At 57.9% G+C, this 19,101-nt stretch carries 17 protein-coding genes and 1 pseudogene; 11 read left to right on the top strand and 7 right to left on the bottom strand.

The window, feature by feature from the left end:
- Positions 1-138: 138 nt before the first annotated feature.
- Together LMG28727_RS30560 and LMG28727_RS30555 are read left to right on the top strand one after the other, a co-directional pair.
- Positions 139-492 carry a cupin domain-containing protein gene (locus LMG28727_RS30560; protein ID WP_201646067.1) on the top strand — a complete coding sequence of 118 codons (354 nt, stop codon included), beginning with the start codon at positions 139-141 and terminating at the stop codon, positions 490-492.
- Between the two features lie 282 nt (positions 493-774).
- Positions 775-1,314, top strand: a pseudogene (locus tag LMG28727_RS30555) (chitinase); the annotation flags it as partial.
- Between the two features lie 27 nt (positions 1,315-1,341).
- Here the strand turns inward: LMG28727_RS30555 and LMG28727_RS30550 are convergent.
- Together LMG28727_RS30550 and LMG28727_RS30545 are read right to left on the bottom strand one after the other, a co-directional pair.
- Positions 1,342-1,647 (bottom strand): HigA family addiction module antitoxin, encoded by a 306-nt coding sequence (locus LMG28727_RS30550; protein WP_201646065.1) that lies wholly within the window; start codon positions 1,645-1,647, stop codon positions 1,342-1,344.
- A 242-nt stretch (positions 1,648-1,889) separates the two neighbouring features.
- On the bottom strand, positions 1,890-2,534 hold the full coding sequence (locus LMG28727_RS30545; RefSeq protein WP_201646064.1) for an arylsulfatase: 645 nt from the start codon (positions 2,532-2,534) through the stop codon (positions 1,890-1,892).
- Positions 2,535-4,333: 1,799 nt separating this feature from the next.
- Between LMG28727_RS30545 and LMG28727_RS34695 the strand changes: the two genes are divergently transcribed.
- Positions 4,334-5,866, top strand: a complete 1,533-nt coding sequence (locus tag LMG28727_RS34695) for a methyl-accepting chemotaxis protein (RefSeq protein WP_201646063.1) — start codon at positions 4,334-4,336, stop codon at positions 5,864-5,866.
- A gap of 152 nt (positions 5,867-6,018) precedes the next feature.
- Entirely contained in the window at positions 6,019-6,474 is a 456-nt protein-coding gene (locus LMG28727_RS30535) for an META domain-containing protein (RefSeq protein WP_201646062.1), read from the top strand.
- 36 nt (positions 6,475-6,510) lie between these two features.
- Here the strand turns inward: LMG28727_RS30535 and LMG28727_RS30530 are convergent, their stop codons facing one another.
- Both LMG28727_RS30530 and LMG28727_RS30525 read right to left on the bottom strand, forming a co-directional pair.
- Positions 6,511-7,896, bottom strand: a complete 1,386-nt coding sequence (locus tag LMG28727_RS30530; protein WP_201646061.1) for a DHA2 family efflux MFS transporter permease subunit — start codon at positions 7,894-7,896, stop codon at positions 6,511-6,513.
- Positions 7,893-8,321, bottom strand: a complete 429-nt coding sequence (locus LMG28727_RS30525; RefSeq protein WP_201646060.1) for a MarR family winged helix-turn-helix transcriptional regulator — start codon at positions 8,319-8,321, stop codon at positions 7,893-7,895. Before LMG28727_RS30525 ends, LMG28727_RS30530 begins: the two co-directional genes overlap by 4 nt.
- A 136-nt stretch (positions 8,322-8,457) precedes the next feature.
- On the opposite strand from LMG28727_RS30525, the gene LMG28727_RS30520 reads away from it, so the two are divergent.
- Positions 8,458-8,787: a hypothetical protein gene (locus tag LMG28727_RS30520; protein ID WP_201646059.1), complete on the top strand. Its 330-nt coding sequence runs from the start codon at positions 8,458-8,460 to the stop codon at positions 8,785-8,787.
- Positions 8,788-8,898: 111 nt separating this feature from the next.
- Here the strand turns inward: LMG28727_RS30520 and LMG28727_RS30515 are convergent, their stop codons facing one another.
- Together LMG28727_RS30515 and ppnP are read right to left on the bottom strand one after the other, a co-directional pair.
- A complete protein-coding gene (locus LMG28727_RS30515; protein WP_201646058.1) occupies positions 8,899-9,372 on the bottom strand; it encodes a hypothetical protein in 474 nt (157 codons plus the stop codon).
- 464 nt (positions 9,373-9,836) lie between these two features.
- Positions 9,837-10,157: a pyrimidine/purine nucleoside phosphorylase gene (gene ppnP / locus LMG28727_RS30510; protein ID WP_201646057.1), complete on the bottom strand. Its 321-nt coding sequence runs from the start codon at positions 10,155-10,157 to the stop codon at positions 9,837-9,839.
- 787 nt (positions 10,158-10,944) lie between these two features.
- Between ppnP and LMG28727_RS30505 the strand changes: the two genes are divergently transcribed.
- The 6 genes from LMG28727_RS30505 (at position 10,945) to LMG28727_RS30480 (ending at position 17,818) form a co-directional block, all read left to right on the top strand.
- Positions 10,945-11,919: a hypothetical protein gene (locus LMG28727_RS30505; RefSeq protein ID WP_201646056.1), complete on the top strand. Its 975-nt coding sequence runs from the start codon at positions 10,945-10,947 to the stop codon at positions 11,917-11,919.
- A 430-nt stretch (positions 11,920-12,349) separates the two neighbouring features.
- A complete protein-coding gene (locus LMG28727_RS30500; RefSeq protein WP_201646055.1) occupies positions 12,350-14,299 on the top strand; it encodes a putative bifunctional diguanylate cyclase/phosphodiesterase in 1,950 nt (649 codons plus the stop codon).
- A gap of 21 nt (positions 14,300-14,320) precedes the next feature.
- Positions 14,321-14,740, top strand: coding sequence for a hypothetical protein (locus tag LMG28727_RS30495; protein ID WP_201646054.1), 420 nt, complete (start codon positions 14,321-14,323; stop codon positions 14,738-14,740).
- Positions 14,741-14,917: 177 nt separating this feature from the next.
- Positions 14,918-15,139, top strand: coding sequence for a hypothetical protein (locus LMG28727_RS30490; RefSeq protein ID WP_201646053.1), 222 nt, complete (start codon positions 14,918-14,920; stop codon positions 15,137-15,139).
- A gap of 340 nt (positions 15,140-15,479) precedes the next feature.
- A complete protein-coding gene (locus LMG28727_RS30485; protein ID WP_201646052.1) occupies positions 15,480-17,174 on the top strand; it encodes a purple acid phosphatase family protein in 1,695 nt (564 codons plus the stop codon).
- A gap of 203 nt (positions 17,175-17,377) precedes the next feature.
- Entirely contained in the window at positions 17,378-17,818 is a 441-nt protein-coding gene (locus LMG28727_RS30480) for a hypothetical protein (RefSeq protein WP_201646051.1), read from the top strand.
- 12 nt (positions 17,819-17,830) lie between these two features.
- Here LMG28727_RS30480 and LMG28727_RS30475 read toward each other — a convergent pair whose 3' ends face one another.
- Positions 17,831-18,979 carry a peptidyl-alpha-hydroxyglycine alpha-amidating lyase family protein gene (locus LMG28727_RS30475; RefSeq protein WP_201646050.1) on the bottom strand — a complete coding sequence of 383 codons (1,149 nt, stop codon included), beginning with the start codon at positions 18,977-18,979 and terminating at the stop codon, positions 17,831-17,833.
- Between the last annotated feature and the right edge of the window lie 122 nt (positions 18,980-19,101).

The following is a 19,101-nucleotide window of genomic DNA, read 5'->3' as shown; positions in this document are numbered from 1 at the left end:
TCTTTCCTCGTATTAGTGCAGCGCGCAAAAAAGGTGGTGAATTGTATTCACCTATTTGCTAGATTTTTTGACTTGTGATGCCTATAAACCCGGAGTAGTCTGGATAAATTGGGTAAGCAATAGGCGAGGGAGCGTGACATGATCCAGCCGATCGACATTGGAGCGGTCGCGAGCGGCGAGCTCCGGCAGTATTCGAACCTGGTGCTGACGAGCGTGAATGATCATGACGTTCATATCAGCGTCATGGAAACGCCCTATTTCTGGCACCTGCATCCCGATTCGGACGAAACGTTTCTTGTCGTGGAGGGCACCCTTGCTATCGACTTCGATGATGGGTCCGTCAATCTGCAAAACGGCCAACTGCTGACTGTGCCGGCGGGAATGCGTCATAGAACGCGGCCAGTAACGGCCCGCTCGGTCAACCTCACGGTTGAGAAGACCAATGCGGCTACCGTTCAATGCGATGCACCGCCGCATTGGGTAGGCCCGTGATTCACGGCGGTGTCCAGGCAACCAGGCGAACGAGCGACGGGTCGCCCTTTGTTCGTGTTTCCCTCGTACTTCGTGACTATTTAAAATAATTATATTGGCTACTCATTTGGCATTTTAATTTCATTTTTTATCTATAAAGCGTATGAATTTATTGTTATATGCTGAATAGACTATCAAGCACGAAAACGTTTGCCAATAATACTCTCCGCATTCATCGCGGGGACGTTGTCTGTGTCCATCAGGCTCTGCGTCCTCTAAAAAAACGTAGAAGAAGTGAAAAATATGTCATCGAGGATTCTGCTTGCATCGGCCCTCTGCGTGGGCGCTGTCAGTAGTGCGTGTGCTGCTGGCATGTATGCACCCTATGTCGACGTCACGGCCTGGCCTACGCCCGCGTTCGACGTGATCGGTGTCCAGCATGGAATTCAACAGTTCACCATGGCTTTTGTCGTCGCCGGCAATAACCAGTGCGTTCCGTCGTGGGGCGGCGTGCAGAACATCGGCCCCGGCAATACGGCCGATCTGCTCACGTCCCTTTCTACTTCGCTAACCAACTATCGGGCGAAGGGCGGCGAAGTGTCCGTGTCGTTCGGTGGCGCAAATGGCGAGCCGCTGATGCAGGCGTGTACTACGGCCGCTACTTTGCAAGGCGCGTATCAGACGGTGATCGACAGTTACGCGTTGACGCACATCGACTTCGATATTGAAGGTGCCGCGCAGGAGGATACCGCATCGATCACCCGCAATTTTCAGGCGGTCGGTGCATTGCAATCCGCGGCGACGGCGAAGGGCTCGACGTTGCACGTCACGCTAACGTTGCCGTAACCGGCCGGTGAAGCACATGGAACGTTAGAACAATGCCTGCTGTTGCTCGGGCACGATCCGCATGACGTTGAGTTCGTTGAAACGGCGACGCGCCTTGGCGAGATCGTGAAGCAACTGCCGTTGCAGCCAGATCTCGGCGCTGATGCCGAATGCCTTGTCGAGTCGCAATGCCATTTCGGGTGAAATGCCGGCTTTGCCGCTCAAGAGATTGGTGAGTGCCTGCCGACTGATGCCCAACGCTGCTGCGCCGCCAGTGACGCTCAGGTTGAATCGGTCAAGACAGCTCTGTCGAATCAGCGCGCCAGGATGAGTAAAGTCGGAATCTGCCATGGGCCGAACGATATAAGCGAATGGCATGGGCTGTCAACTGACAAGCGCCTGTTGTCTGAGGGTGATTGCTGCGAGGAGGCGGTCAGCGCATATTGATTACAAATGCATTACCCTGCTTTTTGCGTATATCACCTTCTTTCGAGGCGTTTTCAGAGCAATGAGGTGGTTCGAAATCAATCCACTGGTTAACATCGCCGCGTTTCCTGCTTCGCCGGACCATATTCAAGCAGCAGTAACCTGAATTACCCGGCTACCTGTTGATTCGCGACTGCCCGCAATGCAGAGTGCGGGCCATCGAGCACGACATGTCCCGCGCGAACCATTGGCGCGGCCGCCGCCATCCACGGATGAGCGACCGCCACAACGGTGGCACCCGTGTCATAGGCTTTATCCGCGGCTCGCGCAACCTCGGTCAAGCATGCATCGAGATCGCCGTTGCTAAACAGATCCCATATCCCGGCAACGTTGACGACTTTCAGCGACGCCACGTTTTCATTTGCGTACTGTTCGAACAGTTGACGAGTAGGCGCAACCGAAGAATCGAGTGCGCACAACACAACGAGATGTCCACCAATGCGCGTCGCGGCCGCGGCTAATGCCGCGTCCACTCGTACGATTGGAATGGGTAAGCCAGTGATGCCAGCAGCAACGGCACTCAACGTGGCGCAGGTTACGACAATAGCGTCGGCGTCAGCCGATAACTCCATCAGGCAATGTTCTATCTGCCTGGCAACCTCCATCGAGACAGTACCAGTTTGTTGCACCGCTAAACGGAGGTCTGCTCGTACTTCGTGACGAAGCGCGTTGCCCGGCAAATCCAGATCCTTTGCGGCGTCATCGAAAATTTTTCTATTGCCCTCAAGCGTGTGCAAGAAAGAGATGCGCATGGTTACTCCGTACGGTTGGTTGCTTGCAACGTGTCGGAGTGGATTGTTGCAATCGCGAATGAACCGAACAAGGCAATCGCGAATACCGGTATGTTCAGTACCTGCATTCGAATTTATCGCCGACGAAGCGGTACATGGATTGATTGTTCAGGGTTTTCGCAGCAGTAACCCTGTTTTGTAGTGCGGGAATTAGTGTGGAGGATTCATTGTTCAGCGCGCGGTAATTTTTTGTAAGTACTTCTGCGTTGTGAAAGCCGGCATGCATGTGATCGCGCGACACGTCTGGTACTTCCACCGCGAATGAATAGTGAATAAGAAGTACTTGTTCACGCAATGACGCGAACCTTTCCAGAACCCACGCAGAACTTCCGGCGTAATACGCAAACGCACTTGCAGGTAAGGAGAATGTTCCATATTATTTCAACGTTTCCTGCATGCAACGAAATTCGGCGTGACAGGCGGCCGAATCTTTTTATTGACTGCGTGCGTGGCATGCAAACTACGAAAAACTTACTGGAAATGACTGGGGTTACGGATCGCTAAGCGTTAGCCGCCAATGCTAAAGCGCAGTGTTGTTTCAACGTGCGTTCATTGGGCTGTACCGGTCATTGCTCTCGTTTCTTACTGGAGGTGTGCGTGAGTATCAGTTCCTTGGCAAGCGCCGTTTACTCGCCGACGTATCAGCCAACGTATCAATCGTCCTGTCAGTCGGCAACGTCGTCGTCGAGTTCAAATCCTCTTCAGTCCGTTGCGCGTTTTGCCAGCGATATTTCCTCTGCCGCTGCGAGCGTGGTACCGGTGATCGGTCTGCTTGGCAGCATCATTGACGTATTTGTCTGAATGCTGGGTACGCGGATTTGTCCGCGTACAGTGCCATCGGCGCTAGTCGGCTGTCTGCAATGACCGGCTAGCGTCATGAATCGATCTCGTTGTTGAGCGTGCAGCAGACAAATTGAGGTGGTGGACGCGGTTTCGGAAGCTGAGGGGAAGCTCACGCTACTGCCGCAACCGGCGATAGAAGCACCGTCAGGATCAGTGCAACTCATCCCGCGGGCTTTTCACGGAAACGCGTGTCCACCCCTGTTGATTTGATTGTTTTTTCTTCTTTCTTCATGCCCGGTAGCTAAAGCACTGACTGTTGTCACAATAGTGCTGATGCGGGCCTCTCAGGTCCTACGGATCCGCTTTCCCTCCGGATCAGATGCGTATAACGGCAAGCGCTTTTGCGATCAGGCTCGACGCCCAGCTCTTGAAGCAAGCCGTTAGTAGGCGCGCGCGTCTATTTTTCCTGCACTAAGCATGTCTCGTCTATCCGAAATTAGTCACCGAACGCCGGATAACAAAAGTGCCATTGAAGCTCACTTTTATACAGAGACTCGTGCTCGATACTCACATATCGTGATTGAATCGATGCGCTAGGTCCGGCGCTGGAGCGTCTTCCAGTCGTGGATGAGCAAAAAATTGAAGGAAGGGTGCCCCCCGCAAGATCCCACAGCGGGTGGCAATCAGCAGGCATGCGTTTCCCGCACAGGGGCCCCGATAGTGATCTCCGCATTGCCGACATCGTTCGCTCGCCTGCTTCTCTAACTGGCCGCCACACGACCCGCGCGTCGATAAAGACAATTGAGTCATCGCTTTCGCCCCTAACAATCGCAACGAGACCAGATTGCGCGACGCGGCGATTTCTCGTTTAAAAACTAACGGAGACCCGGCACGTTTCGATCTCGCCACTGAGCACGTGGCGCGGCGCGCCGACATAGCCAGCGCCCCAGGCGCGGCTTTACTAAAGAGGCTGATACATGAAACTGGTCCATCAACTGCCCCTGGCATTGGGGGCCGCGTTGCTGGTGGCATCGGCGGCGGGGCTGTTCGGCGTGTTCCAGATGAACGATGCCGCCAACGCGTACGAGCGGATCATCGAAGTGGATGGGGCTCAGGCGCGTCAGGTGTCCGACGCTCTGATTGCCTTCAAGAACCAGGTGCAGAACGGCAAGGACGTCGTGCTGCGTGGCAAGGATCCGCAGCAGCTCGACAAGTATTGGGGTGCTTTCCAGAAGTACGAGCAGACTGTGCAGTCCTCGACCGAGAAGCTCGCGGTCGAATTGCCGCCCGGCGACGCCCGCACGATGATCGGGCGATTCAATGTTCTGCACAAGGAGATGGGGCAGGCATATCGCAAGGCGCTCGAGCAGTTCAAGGCTTCCGGGTTTGACAGTGCCGTCGGCGATCAGGCGATGGATGGCATCGACCGGGAGCCGGTAATCCTGTTGCGTGAATCCGGCATCAGGATCGTCCAGCAGGCGGCCTCGGCCGGTGCACAGGCGAAGAGGAAACAGACGCGCGCGATCATGGTGAGCTTTGGCGCATTGGCGGTGACGGTTCTGGCTGGTATCGCCGGTGCAGTCATGTTTTCACGCGCGATGACGCGCAAGCTCGGCGGCGAGCCGGACGATGCACGCGAGGCCGCGCGGCAGATCGCGCAAGGCAAGCTTGGCGTCGATCTGCACGTGCGTCCCGGCGACACGGATAGCCTGATGGCGGCCATGAAAGCGATGACCGCTTCGCTTGCCGGCATCGTTGGGCAGGTGCGCAACAGTAGCGATTCCATCGCGACCGGCTCGGCGCAGATTGCGTCCGGCAACGCAGACCTCAGTCAGCGGACCGAAGAACAGGCGAGTGCGCTACAGCAGACCGCAGCGTCGATGGAAGAACTCAGCGCTACCGTCAGGCAGAACGCCGAAAACGCCCGTGAAGCCAGCGAACTGGCCACCGGCGCTTCGTCGATTGCGCAGAAGGGCGGCAACGTGGTGGGCCAGGTTGTCGAGACGATGAAGGGCATCAACGAAAGCTCGCGCAAGATCGCGGACATCATTGGGATCATTGACGGCATCGCGGCCCAGACTAATATTCTCGCGCTCAATGCGGCCGTCGAGGCGGCGCGTGCCGGTGAACAGGGTCGTGGCTTCGCGGTCGTCGCGACCGAAGTTCGCAGTCTCGCACAACGCAGCGCGCAGGCGGCGCGGGAGATTCAGTCGCTGATTTCAGCCAGCCTCTCGCAGGTCGATCACGGTACTGTTCTCGTCGACGAAGCGGGCGCGACGATGACGCAGATTGTCGGCGCGGTTCAACGCGTGACGATCATCGTCGGCGAGATCAGCCGGGCGAGTGAAGAGCAGAGTACCGGTGTCGAACAGGTGGGGGAAGCGGTGGGTCAGATGGATCAGACCACACAGCAGAACGCCGCGCTCGTCGAGCAAAGCGCGGCGGCGGCCGAGAGCCTGCGGCAGCAGGCCGCGCGGCTGGTTGATGCCGTCGCACAGTTTCAGCTTTGACCGCATGGCCCACACGCGGAATTCGTCTCGACGCCCATTCGCGTCGAGACTCCTTGTTGCGGAAAGGCGGGTGTAGCGGGGCAGTGGAATCTACGGAGGGCCGCGGCGCACAGCTATAATCGCGCTCGAACGTGGCTACAGAGGTTCTAACCGTGAAAAAGATCGCTGCTTGTGCGCTAGTTGCGCTTGTCCTGGCTGGATGCTCATCCCCTGAGAAACAGGCGGTGCAGGCCCAGCAATTCCTCCATAACGAAAGCAGCCTCGCCGACGCCCAACGCAGCGCGGCGGTCGATTGCAGTCCGGCGAATTGCGACGCTGCGTGGGCACTGACCAAACGCTATATCGAACAGAATTCCGGGACTTCGGTGACGCGTGCTGACGCAGTCGCTATCGACACCGATGTGCCGTACAGCTCCGGCGAAGTTGCGTTCTCGGCGACCCGCGACGCAAAGGGCAACGGCGCGACGCTGACCTTATTCGCGCAATGTCGCGATATGTATGGACCGGACGGCGCGAAGGGTTCGGATTACGACGAGTGCGCTGAGAAGATCCTCAAGGCGCAAAATGGCTATGTGCCGTTTCTCCGGACCCACGCGTCGACTCAGTAAGCGTGTTTAGCCATGGCTGTGCCGTCGTGGTTGAACTCAGGCTTCGGCGGCGCGCTGGATTCGTAGCGGGAGTAGAAGTGCCGCTACGAAAGCCAATAAATGCAGGCCCGAAAGCATCGCAAACGCCATCACGAATTGCCGTGGCTCCGCGATTTTCGGGCTCTGTGTCGTCAATGAGATGATCACGGCGAGGAGCGTGGTCGCCATCGGACCGCTGATTCTTTGCGCAATATTCAACGCCGTGTTGGCGACAGGCAGTCTCGCTTTCGGAATCGACGAATAGGCGGCCGATATCGACGGGATGCTGATTGTTCCCTGCCCCGCGCCCGCGAGAAACAGGCTGACTACAGCCCATGTCGCCGAAAACTGATGTGCGGTCATCCACAGGAACGTCAGCGTGCTCAGGAAGGCCAGCAACGCCCCTCCGGCCGCGACTTTGCGACAGCCATATCTTTCTGTCAGAAATCCCGTTAGCGGAAAAGAGCACATCATGCCGATGCCCGTCGCTGCGATGAGCGAGCCCGCGTGCGCGGCAGATAACCGGCAGCCCGCAATCAGATACAAAGGCACGACGAGTTGCCTGCCGAACATCATGCCGTTGGCAAAAAATTGCGTGACTGCCGCGACGGAGAAAGTCCGGTCCGCAAAAATCCGCACGTCGATCAACGCTGAGTTACCTTGACGCAACGAGTGCAACAGAAAGCCCGCGAGAAACACGCAGCCCGCGAGTAAAAGGCAGCCGCCGCTAACACTGGATGCATTTTGCAGGCCGTAGATGAGAGTGACGAGACCCGGTGAAATAAGCGCGAAACCGACGAAATCGAACGGACGTCTTTGCGAAGAGACAGTATCGGCTGGAAGTAGCCGCGCAGCCAGTCCAACGCCGAGAATGCCGACCGGCACATTCAGATAGAACAGCCACGACCACGTGGTGTGCGCGAGGACCGCCCCCGCTAACACGGGCCCGAGAATGGGGCCCAGCAGTATAGGCAGCGTGGCGTAACCCATCACCCGTGCCATGTTTTTTCCTGCTACGCGTGCAATCATCATCTGCGTCATGGGGGCGAGCAAACCGCCCATCAGACCTTGAAATGCACGGGCGCAGATCAGTTCCGTCATGGTCTGGGATGCGCCGCATAGAACCGACGCCAACGTAAAGCCCGAGAAGCCGACCAGATAGAGATGCTTCGCGCCAATCCGATCGACGAGCCAGCCGTTGAGCGGGAGCATCAGCGTCATGGCGAGCAAATAACCACTGACAATCCACTGCGCAGTCGCAATCGACGAATCGAGTGAGTGGCTGATGGCCGATAGCGACACGTTGACGACCGTCGAATCAATCTGCGTCATGAACGGTCCGATCACGGCGACGATGGCCACTTTCCAGACCAGCGCATCGACGCTTGTGCTTTTTTCGCTCATTTCTCGGCCAGCTTCCGGATGATGTCGGCCGCTTTGAATAACGTCTCGCGCTCGTCGGCGTCGAGTTCGGCGATGGCCTGCGAGAGCCACATCTGCTTGGCCTCACGAGTTGTCTTGCGCAACTGGACACCCTTCGGCGTGAGCTCGATGAGCATTTGCCGGCCATCTGTTGCGTGCGGCCTGCGCTTCACCATGCCCATTTCTTCGAGCGAACTGATGGTCGTGCCCATTGACTGCGGCTTCATGCCTTCGGCGCGTGCGAGTGCCGCGGTCGTGGCGGGACCGTCGTTGGACAGTCGCGAGATGACGACCGATTCGGTCATGGAAAGCTCGCCTGAGCCGGCTTCATTGCGGGTACGCCGGATCAGCAGTCCGAGCGCCTGCATCAGGTCGAGAACGGACTGCTGGAAAGTTTTGCTGGCCATATTCTTCAGATGCAACCGGATTGATCAGGCACTCACGATAGATTTATTCAGTCAAACTTGCAAGGTAAACTTGCAAGTTTGACTGAATAATGAGAATCTGGGCGCTACGTCGTTGTGACGATTGGAGAGCCGTTCTATGTCCCCGTATCACCATTACCTTTCATACTTTTTCGGCGGCGCGTTTGTCGCCAACGCGATTCCGCACTTCGTCAGTGGCATGATGGGGCGGTCCTTCCAGAGCCCGTTCGCCAAACCTTCCGGCAAAGGACTGTCTTCAGCAACCGTCAACGTGTTGTGGGGCGCGTTCAATTTTGCGGTGGGCTATCTTCTGATTTACCGCGTAGGCGACTTCGATATACGCGTTACAGCGCACGCGTGTGCCGCCGGTCTTGGTGCGTTGCTGATGGGAATCATGGCCGCTCGCCTGTTCGGGCCGTTTCATGGCGGCGTGCCTGCGAGAAAGTGATTCGTATTGCCGGCGTAGGCTATGTCGGCAATACGAAAGTACTGTTACCCGCATTTTTTTATGTCGTGAAATTTAGAGCGGTAACGCTGCGCGGCGAGCGGCCAGGAGTCACTACTTCGCCGCTCCTACAAGAGCGAACGCATCGTACTTCGGATTCGTCGGCGTATGAGGCATATGCGTGATCGCTTCTTCTACCAGCGGTTCGCACGCACTGTAATCTGAGCCGATGCTGTCGGCGTGTGCCTGCGGGAAATTCACTGCAAGTACCTTACCGCCCCAGCGATCCACCGTTGCTGTCATGCTGCATTTCCCTGCGCCGCCCACTTTCACCTCGAGCAGGATCAAGGTCAAATCTAGCGCGGAATCTGAGTTCGAGAAATTCCACTGAGCTGTCATGCGGTCATCGGGACCACCCGTGTTAATCACTTTCATTGTTTTGTCGGGAATACCGACCGATTGCACCAGATCGAGAATGTTTGACCCAACGAGTTCACCGGTGTTCTCTCGCGCTTGATGCATCCGGTAAGTTGCGCAACCCGATAGCAGGGTAACCAGAAGAGCAGCGGTAAATTGTAGAGTTCGCATGGAAAATTCTCCGGTGGCGCGCATCGGACCAATACGCAGTGGATGGCATAAACAGGGCGGCGCGAATCGCTCGAACAATGCGAGTCGCGGCATTGGACTGCTATTGATTGCGTCGTCGCTGAAACGGATTCCAGGCGCGTCTACAGTTGAAAATTCATGGACAGTGTGTCCCTGCGTGGACGCCTGAAGTGTTCACTTCATCTTCTAACGGATCACACGAGCAGGGGATAGTTCAATGGAATATTGAACAAGTGCGCGTTGTTACGGCGAGTTCTTACCGGGTATTGCGAATCGCTGCGGATTGCTTGAGGAAGTAATGCAGTGAGTCAGCCGGCAATTGTTTGCGGGCTGTTTTCATTGTGTGTGGTTCATTCCACACGGTATTCACACCAATATACGGTGCATCTCCGGCACAGGCAGAGGGTGCCTGCGCCGTCATACGCGACGTGCGCCGCGTGCGGATTTCACAGATAGCTGCAGACGTAGTCGAGCGTTTCCGTGACGTCGATATCGAAACGGCTCTTACCCGGCACGGAGAACGATTCACCCGCGCCGTACGTCTTCCATTCGTCGCTGCCTTCCAGGCGAATGCGGCACTGGCCGGCCTGCACTTCCATCAGTTCCGGCGCGTCAGTGCCGAAGTTGAGCATGCCCGGCAGGATTACGCCGAGCGTTTTGCGCGTGCCGTCAGCGAACAGAACAGTGTGCGATACGCACTTGCCGTCGAAGTACACATTGGCGCGTTTGATAACGGAAACCTGATCGAATTGCGTTGCGGCCGTCATGGCTGTCTTCCTCTGGATTGTCGTGAATGGATGATTGAGTAGCGCCGCGCGGCGGACAAGCGGCGCGTGATCTGCGCGAGGCCGTCTGCACGAGCCTTCGCTGCGGCGCGAGTCCGCCATCATACCGAATGTCCACAGCGTAGGCCGCTGACCGGAGACGCTTTGCCGCGTCATTGCTACGGCCTGCCGGCTTGTGGCGCCACTCTTCGGGCTGCCTTTACGTGCGACCTTTTTTATCGCTTGACGTCTTCAACGATCGATTTGCCGTTTGCTGCTCTGCCCGCGCTCTGACAACGTCAGCGAATAAGCGCAACGCTGCAGGCTGGTGACGATTCGAAATTTGGCTTTCAGGACGGCGATTCGAAGAAGCCACTGGACAACTGCCCCGAACGCATTCGTTACGGCTCCAATCGAAGGGATTAGATAGCGGTGGATATCGCTGATAACGGGGAATTAGAGAAAACCCTAGGTTTTATCTATCAGTTCCATATCATTTTCTTTCGTGATTTTACGGAATGTGACAGGCATTCCTCTTCCAAATCCGCTTGACCTGATCGGCGAAAGTGAAATAAATCTGTCCTAAATCAAGAACATCGCGAATTAACCCACTTATGCCGTCATAAACGGTAATGATTTTCTAAGTGTAATTCGCCTAATGCGAAGTCAATTGTTTTTGTGATTCATATTAGATGACTGGAGTCGTGCCACAATGGCCTGCAGGCAACGATTCGCTTCGTTAGCTGTTAGCCGCTGTGCTTTCTCCTACGACCAGACATCTAACACAACTATGCGAAATACGAGGATCCTTGCGTGTGCGGTGGCCGCCCTATGTGCGCGCGGTGCGTCCGCTCAGGAGATTTCATTCTACGGCGGCCCATTGACTGGCGAGCACAGCCACTCCTACTCGTGGGCGCTCGACTACAACGAAGGAATCGGACAGTACCTGGCCGGCGGCATCACGTGGCTTAATGAAGGCCATGTCCCCAATCATCACCGCGACGGGCCAGTGGCCCAATTGTGGGGACGTCTTCCGCTCATGCAGCGGCGCCTCGTCTTTTCGCTGGGTGTCGGGCCCTATCGCTACTTTGATACGGAAGCCGCTGCGGAGGGCGCGGGCTATTCGAATACACACGGCTGGGGCGTCGTTTATAGCGCGCGTGCCAGCTGGTATTCGTCACACCGCTGGACTGGCAATCTGCAACTCAATCACGTGCAGGTGGCGGGCGGCGAATCGAGTAGCGCGATCATGCTCGGCATTGGCTATCAACTGGATGCACCCGACACACCGGGCCCACGCGACTTCGCGCTGCCGCGAACGAGCAAGGTCACCAACAACGAAATCACGTTGATGGCCGGCACGACGATCCTGAACAGTCTCGAGTCGCAGACTTCTTGGGCGGAGGCGATTGAGTACCGGCGCGGACTGACTAATTATCTCGACGCTACGATTGGTTACCTGCACGAAGGCAGCGGCCTGACGGCGCGTCGTGACGGCGCCACCGCGCAACTGTGGCTGACGCGCGCTTTTCTGGACGACCGCCTGTCGCTCGGCATTGGGGCAGGCGCTTATGCCGCGATTCATCACGGCGACGCGGGCGATAACAGATCGACCGGTGACGGCATTCTGTCCGGACTCGTGTCGATGTCGGCTTCATACCGTATTACCCGCAATTGGTCCACGCGAGTAACGTGGAATCGGGTAATGACACGGTATAGCCGCGATACGGATGTGATCCTGGGCGGTATCGGCTACCGGTTCTAGCCAGACCTTGTTGAAGATCAGCGCCGCGCCGGTCATGCACGCACCGGCGATCTGAGCGCACTCCGGCGTGACTTCCGTTATTGCAGAGGCAATGACGGCGATCACCGGCAGCACCTCCACGAGTCGCGCGCCGGTGGGCGGCGTGAGACTTGTCGGCTTGCCCATCATTCAAACCATAACGGCAACACAAAGCCGGCAATCAGCCCGATACGTCGACGTCGTGCCGTTGTGAGCACGGGCTCCCAACACGGCTTGCATCGCTGTCATAGTGGATTCAGGCCCATGTCGTCACCGGCTGCGCCCGACCTGGTGTTGAAATGCGACATGGTTAAAATGCCTCTTTGCGGAATGAACCCGACGAATTAAGTTTACGTAATAATTGCCACGCACGACCGTTTGATCCACCAACCATCAAAAAAATGTGCAGGTCATGGCTTTCAGTGAACCAAGGTCTCCATTTTTCAAGTGGGTCGTGTCTTCCGCTCAAAACCTGAGCCCGGACAATCGGCAGATCCTGCTTGCAAATCTGTTCACGCGGACCTTATCGATCGTATTTGCGTCGATTTGCGAAATCAGCGTGTGTGCGACCGCGTATTACCTTTATCCCATTCCCCTCTACGCGGCCTGGGGCAGCGCCGTTGTCGCGTTGTTCGTGGTCCGCGTCGCATTGATCTGGCTGTGCCGCACGCGTAGTGCGCAAAGCCGGCCCACGCCCACCTCTGCGTTTCTGCTGGCCAGTCTGCTGTGGAGCGTGTTGTTCGGATTCGGCAGCTTGCTGTGCAACATTAGTGGAAGCCAGACGCTCTTTCTGCTTGGAAACGTTTGCGCGGTAGGTGTGATCGGCGGACTCGCGGGGCGCAATGCCGGCACGCCGCGGCTCGTGCTGTTACAGATCACCTTTATTCTCAGTCTGCTCGGCATTGGTGCAGCGCTGTCACCGGGCAATGGCAAGCTCGTGCTGCTGTTTCAGGCGCCATTCTGCGCGGCAGGGTTCTTCACGGTGGCGCTGCGCAGCAATCGCGATACGGTTGCACTGCTGCTGGCGCGCGAAAACAGCCATCGTCTTGCGCATCAGGACAGTCTCACGGGGCTGCCGAATCGCGCGCGCATCAGTGAACTTCTGCTGGAGCGCACTGAGTTGGGCGCGTTACGTCAGGATCAATTATTTGCTGTTCTGCTAATCGACCTCGATGGTTTCAAGGCCATTAACGACAGCCTGGGCCACGCTGCAGGCGACCAGATTCTTCAGGAAGCGGCGGTTCGACTGCGCGAAGTTCTGCCGGCCGGAGATCTGGTGGGGCGCCTCGCGGGTGACGAATTCGTGGCGATTTCCGACTGTTCCGGAGAAGTTCGGGACGCCCGGGTTCTCGCTGACCATATCGTCAAGACACTCGCGCGCCCGTTTGTGCTGAGCGAGGCACTCGTTCATATCGGCGCGAGCGTCGGCGTCGCGCTCTATCCGGAGCACGCGAAAACAGGACCGCAATTACTGATTTGCGCGGACCGTGCGTTATATGCGGTCAAACGCAGCGGTAAAAGCGCGTTCGCAATGTTCGACGCGGACAAACACGTATCGGATGAAAGCCTGAGTCTGTTGCGAAGCGACCTGGAAGGGGCGCTCAAATCGTTCAGTGGTTTGCGCATGGAGTATCAGCCGATTGTCGATCTTGGCAGCGGCGCAGTGTCGGGGCGTGAAGCGTTGTTGCGCTGGACTCATCCCACTCGCGGGGAGTTGCCGCCGTCCGCATTCATTCCGACCGCTGAACGTACCGGACTGATCCTCGCATTGGGCGAGTGGGTGTTGCTGCAATCTTGCACGGAAGCGGTGACATGGCGTGATAAAGCCATCGTCGCGGTAAATGTGTCGCCGGTTCAATTGCGCGAAGAGTCGTTTGCATCGACCGTTGCGGCGATTCTCCGCAGGACGAAGCTGCCACCGGTGCGCCTGAATATCGAGGTCACGGAAACGGTGCTATTGAGCGATGACGTCGTCACCCGGCGCAATGTTGCAAGGCTGCGAGCATTGGGCATTGGGCTCGCGCTCGACGATTTCGGCACCGGCTTTTCCACCATGTCCACGCTCGTGCGTTTTTCGTTCGACAAGCTGAAGATCGACAGTTCGTTCGTGAGGGAATCGGTGCATGGCCGCGAGTCCGCAGCGGTGGTTCGCGGGATCGTGGCATTGGCGCGAGAGATCGGCATGCCGACCACCGCCGAAGGCATCGAAACGCAGGAACAGCTTAATTTCGTGCGCGTGTGCGGCTGCACGCACGCTCAGGGCTTTCTGTTGGGCAAGCCGGTGAACGGCGACGAGATTGCGAAGATCGATGAGTTGCTTGCCGCGCATTCCGAAGAGCCGGCCTCGAATGCACGTTCTTAAATTCTGCTACGAAACACAAGCATGAACGCTACATTGCAATTCCAGTTGAGGATTACTGCTTCGCCCGAACTCGCGGACGCTTTGCGCACCGACCCTGGCAGTACAGCGCATGCCGCGCTGCGAGATATTTTGCGAGAGCACAACGCAACACTGAAGTGTCAGTTCGATGCATTCGCCGACTACGTGAGCGAAGCGGAAAGACTTGGAACAGAACACTATCCGCTCTATCAATGGACGCGGGACACCATTGAAAACCCGGAGAAGAAAGCGAAGTACCTGCAGTCGTTCACGGTCTACGTGAACGGCGACGAGGTGTACGGAAAGCACATTGCGGACGCGCTGGAGGCTGAACTCTTGAAGCAGGTCGGGACCCATGGCATTACCCGCGTTTCCAGATTCGATACGGATCCGGCGAATAATCCGCAGCCGCCCAAGCGGTAGTCTGATTGAGCGTTTTACGCGATTCGCGTCCACGGTCACGCTTTCGTCGGGCTTACAAGTTGGGCTCGCAACGCGGACCCGTGCGACGACATCACATCGTTAACTCGTTTTGACATTCCACGACACCGCGTCAACTTCGTGAGAGGATGCAATTTCACCCTTTTCACGGAGAGCGACATGGGACTGTTGGACGAAGCAGGAAAGATCGCGGGAGCAATCGCCGCTGTTGAAGCCGCGGAAAAAGTGGACCCGGAAGCCGGTCTGCTGACAAAGGGTATCGCCGCGATTGCGGGCTTTGAAGGTGCGGGCAAGCTCGAATCGATGATCGAGAAGAAGGATGACGGTACGCAGGAAGCCGACAACGGCCAGGTTTCTGACGACACGAATCCGCAGACCTGAAAGACCTGAGTACACGTGAGGTTGCCGGTTGCATGAACGCGTGAAGTCAACCAACGCCATGCACCGGCTACCTTGCGATTTCCTGTCGGCCTTATTGCAAGCAGTAGTTCAGAACACCCGCACGTTTTCGTCACTCTGGCAGCCTGTGGCCGCCGTCAAAGCAACCTTCCCCTATTCTCATGTCGGTGATAGCGGGTGTGGCGTGTCCGTGTCTTTCATCCAGATGTCATGCGTTCAACGCTAGGATGGCCGGTCACTTCGTCACGCACGCGTCCGGCAGTGCACGATGCACCCGGCGCAGACGCTGGCGTTCTTCCACCCCACTGCAAGAACACAAGACATGTCGAATAAAAAAATCACCAGGACTTCCGCCACTGATGATCAGGGTGCATCGATTGTCTCGCGTCGAGGTTTTTTGAAGTTCGCCGGCGCATCCAGTCTCGCCACGGCGGCGAGCACGCTGGCGTCGGCGGCGCGGGCGGCCAGCAGCGCACCCGATGGCACGCCTGAGCAGATCCACCTGACCTGGGGCAACGATCCGGCCAGCGAGGTCACGGTTTCATGGGCATCGCTCGCGCCAGCGGTGAAGCCGCTAGTGCGCGTTAGCGGCGGCGACGCTGCGAGGCAGGCAGTCCACGCAATCCAGAGCACTTATACCGATGGCATCAACGGTGAGGTCGTGTTCACCTACCACGCACGCCTGCGTGATCTGAAAGCCGACACGAACTATCAATACGAAGTAACCGCCGAGAATGACAGCAATGCGGCTCAACCCTTCACCGCGAACTTCCGGACCGCGCCGCATGGCCGCAAGCCGTTTCGCTGGACGAGCTATGGCGATCTCGCGACGCCGAATACCGGCTGGGTGTTATCGTCGCCGCAAAGCCGGTTCGCGGTGCAGGCAGTCGAACGCTTTCAGCCGTTGTTTCACCTGCTCAATGGCGACCTTTGCTACGCGAATCTCAACCCCATGCAGCAGCCCGAGGTGTGGCGCGACTTTGGCAATAACGCGCAGACGTCCGCATCGAATCGTCCGTGGATGCCCTGTCCAGGCAACCACGAAATCGAATTCAACAACGGCGAGCAGGGACTTGCGTCGTATCTCACACGCTATACGTTGCCGGACAATCACACGCGCTTCCAGGGTCGCTGGTACTCGTTCCGCGTGAGTTCGGTGCTATTCATTTCGCTCGACGCCGACGACGTCGTCTATCAGGATGCCGCCGCATTTGTCGCCGGACCCGCTCCATTAGTGCCCGTGGCGAGTACCGGCAATCCGCCGATTCAACCGGGCACCTCGCTCTATGTGCGCGGATATAGCGGTGGCGAGCAAACGCGCTGGCTGGAGAATGTGCTGAGCCGCGCATCGAAGGACGACGACGTGGACTGGATCGTCGTGCAGATGCATCAGGATGCGCTGAGTTCTTCGCAGACCGGCAACGGCTCCGATAAGGGCTTGCGTGAAGCGTGGCTGCCGCTGTTCGACCGTTACGGTGTCGACCTCGTGCTCTGCGGTCACGATCACGACTACGAGCGCAGTTACCCCGTGCGTGGTTGCAATCACAACAAGGGCACCGACATGGCATCGGGCCGGCCAGTCGATACCTTGCAGCCGAAGCCGGTGATGTCGGCGGTCACAGCGGGGGCATCGACATTCGATACGAGCCACGGCACGATTCACCTGATTCTCGGCGGCGGGGGCACCAGCGCGCCACTCGACGTGTACGGCGTCGATACTGGCACGGGTCTGCCGCAAGCCCGCATTTTCACGCGCGCCAACCGCCCGGTTCCGTCGACTTCGGCAGCGGGCACTTTTGTGCGAGCCAACGCGGACGCCGTCGAAGACGCGATCTGGTCGGCGCAGCGCGACACCGGCACGGGCTACGGGATTGCCGTGTTCGATCACGATCCTGGCCATCCGGGCGGCGAGACGACTATCACGATGAATTACTACCACGCGCCCGGCGCAGACCAGACGCCGACGCCGAACTACGAACTGTTCGAGACTATCGAACTGAAAAAGACCAGGCGCTGATAAACGTTTGAATCAGCGGTAATTGGCGGGACATCGCGATGCGATGACCCGCCTTTGCGCTTTCTTCGTGAAGAGCCGGTGCGCCAATATCCAGCCGGTTCATTTTGTTACACGTCTTACCGAGGTCCTGCTGGGCGGTTACAACGAGCTTTCAAAAAGGTCGTTATACTCGGCGCCGTCCTAAAAACAAAAAGTACCTCGTTATGTCGAAGAGATTCATCCAGATGGCGGCCGTGGCCGCACTCACCGCGGCAGCGTCGCTGTCGGCCATGGCCGGCGATATGAACAACATGCTGGGCGGTGCGCTCGGTGGCGTCGCGGGGGCCGCGCTGGGTGGCGCGGTGGGCGGCAGCACGGGCGCGGTGATTGGCGGTGCGGTCGGTGGCGGCGCAGGCGGCGCGGTCACGTCGAACCGCCGCGAGCGCACGGGCGCGATCGTCGGCGGTGCGCTGGGCGGCGGCGCAGGTACGGCGGCCGGCAACGCAATGGGCGGTCGCGGAGGTGGTCTGGTCGGCGCGGCGTTGGGTGGCGGCGCGGGTTCGGCGCTCGGCGGCAATGTCTCCCGCTCCAACTCCTATTCGAACGATTATTCGCGCGGCTATCATTCCGGCAAGCGTCATCACAAGCCGCGTCATTACGATTGAACTGCGCGTGAGTTACGCGTGCAGAATCAGTTTCTGCACGCGCCAGTTCAATAGTTCGGCGACGAACAACACATTCTCCGATGGGCAAGCCATCTGGTGAATCCAGCCGAACTGCTTCGGCTGCTTGCCCGCTTTGCCGAGCACGCCGAGTATCTTGCCGTCGAGCGTCATCTTGTAGATGCGGCCCGGAAACGCGTCGGAGCTATACAGCACCTGATTCGGTCCCGGCGAGATGCAGATCGCCCACGGTGACCCCGGCGCAAAGGTGCCGGCTGCGATGGCTGCTTCGTCTGGCATGTTGCCGATGGCGGGACGTGCATCGGGCGGCACAGGGACGTCGATCGTAAACTGCCGCTTGAAATTCCCTTCCGTATCGAACACCTGAATGCGCCGGTTGCTGCGGTCCGCGACGTAAATGTTGTCGTGCGCATCGACAGCAATACTATGCGGCGTATGAAATTGTCCCGGACCCGTGCCACGGTCGCCCCATGACTTGATCCAGTTGCCGTCGCGATCCACTTTGGCGACGCGCGAGTTGATATAGCCGTCGCTGATATACGTGTTGCCCGCGATATCCCACGCGACGTCCGTCACCTGGCGGAAGCGGCCGGGCTCGGAAGGCAACGGCGGATTGGGATGTTTGAGCGGGGCGGTGTCTTCGTCGGCGGCTTCCTGCTTGCGGCCGAAGACCATCGCGACGCGTCCGTCCGGTGTGAACTTGATCACCATGTCGGAGCCCTTGTCCGTCACCCAGATGTTGTCCTGCCGATCCACCTTCACGGTGTGCGCGAACGACCATGCATACAGGTTGTGGCCGATCTCGCGAATGAAGCGTCCGTCGGGGGCGAATTCCAGAAGCTGTGCTGCGGCAGCACCATATGCTGGCCCGGTCGAGTTGCCGCGCGACAGCACGAAGATATGTCCACGCGAGTTGAGCGCGACACCGGAGCATTCACCCAGATAGGTGTCTTTAGGCAAATGGACAGGTTCGGCAACAGAGTCGTAAGCAATGGACGGCACGTCCAGTGCATCAGCAAATGCAGTGGGCATGGCGAGTGCGGCAGCGGAACCGGCAATCAGACTCATGAACACGCGGCGGCTCATTGCCCGATGTTCAGCACTGCCGCAACACGGACAAAACGACCCATATTGTTCGCTCATTCGACGTCTCCTTTGTGTGGGCTGTCACGTCATCAGCATAGGCAGGCTCATCACGTGCAAAGGCAATCGTAGTGCACAAAACGCTTAATAGCTAAGTCGGGTTTAGCTGCATAGCGGCGATT

Origin of the sequence: Paraburkholderia metrosideri (assembly GCF_904848625.1) — a bacterium.
GTDB lineage: Bacteria > Pseudomonadota > Gammaproteobacteria > Burkholderiales > Burkholderiaceae > Paraburkholderia > Paraburkholderia metrosideri.
This window is presented reverse-complemented; position numbering and strand designations above follow the sequence as displayed.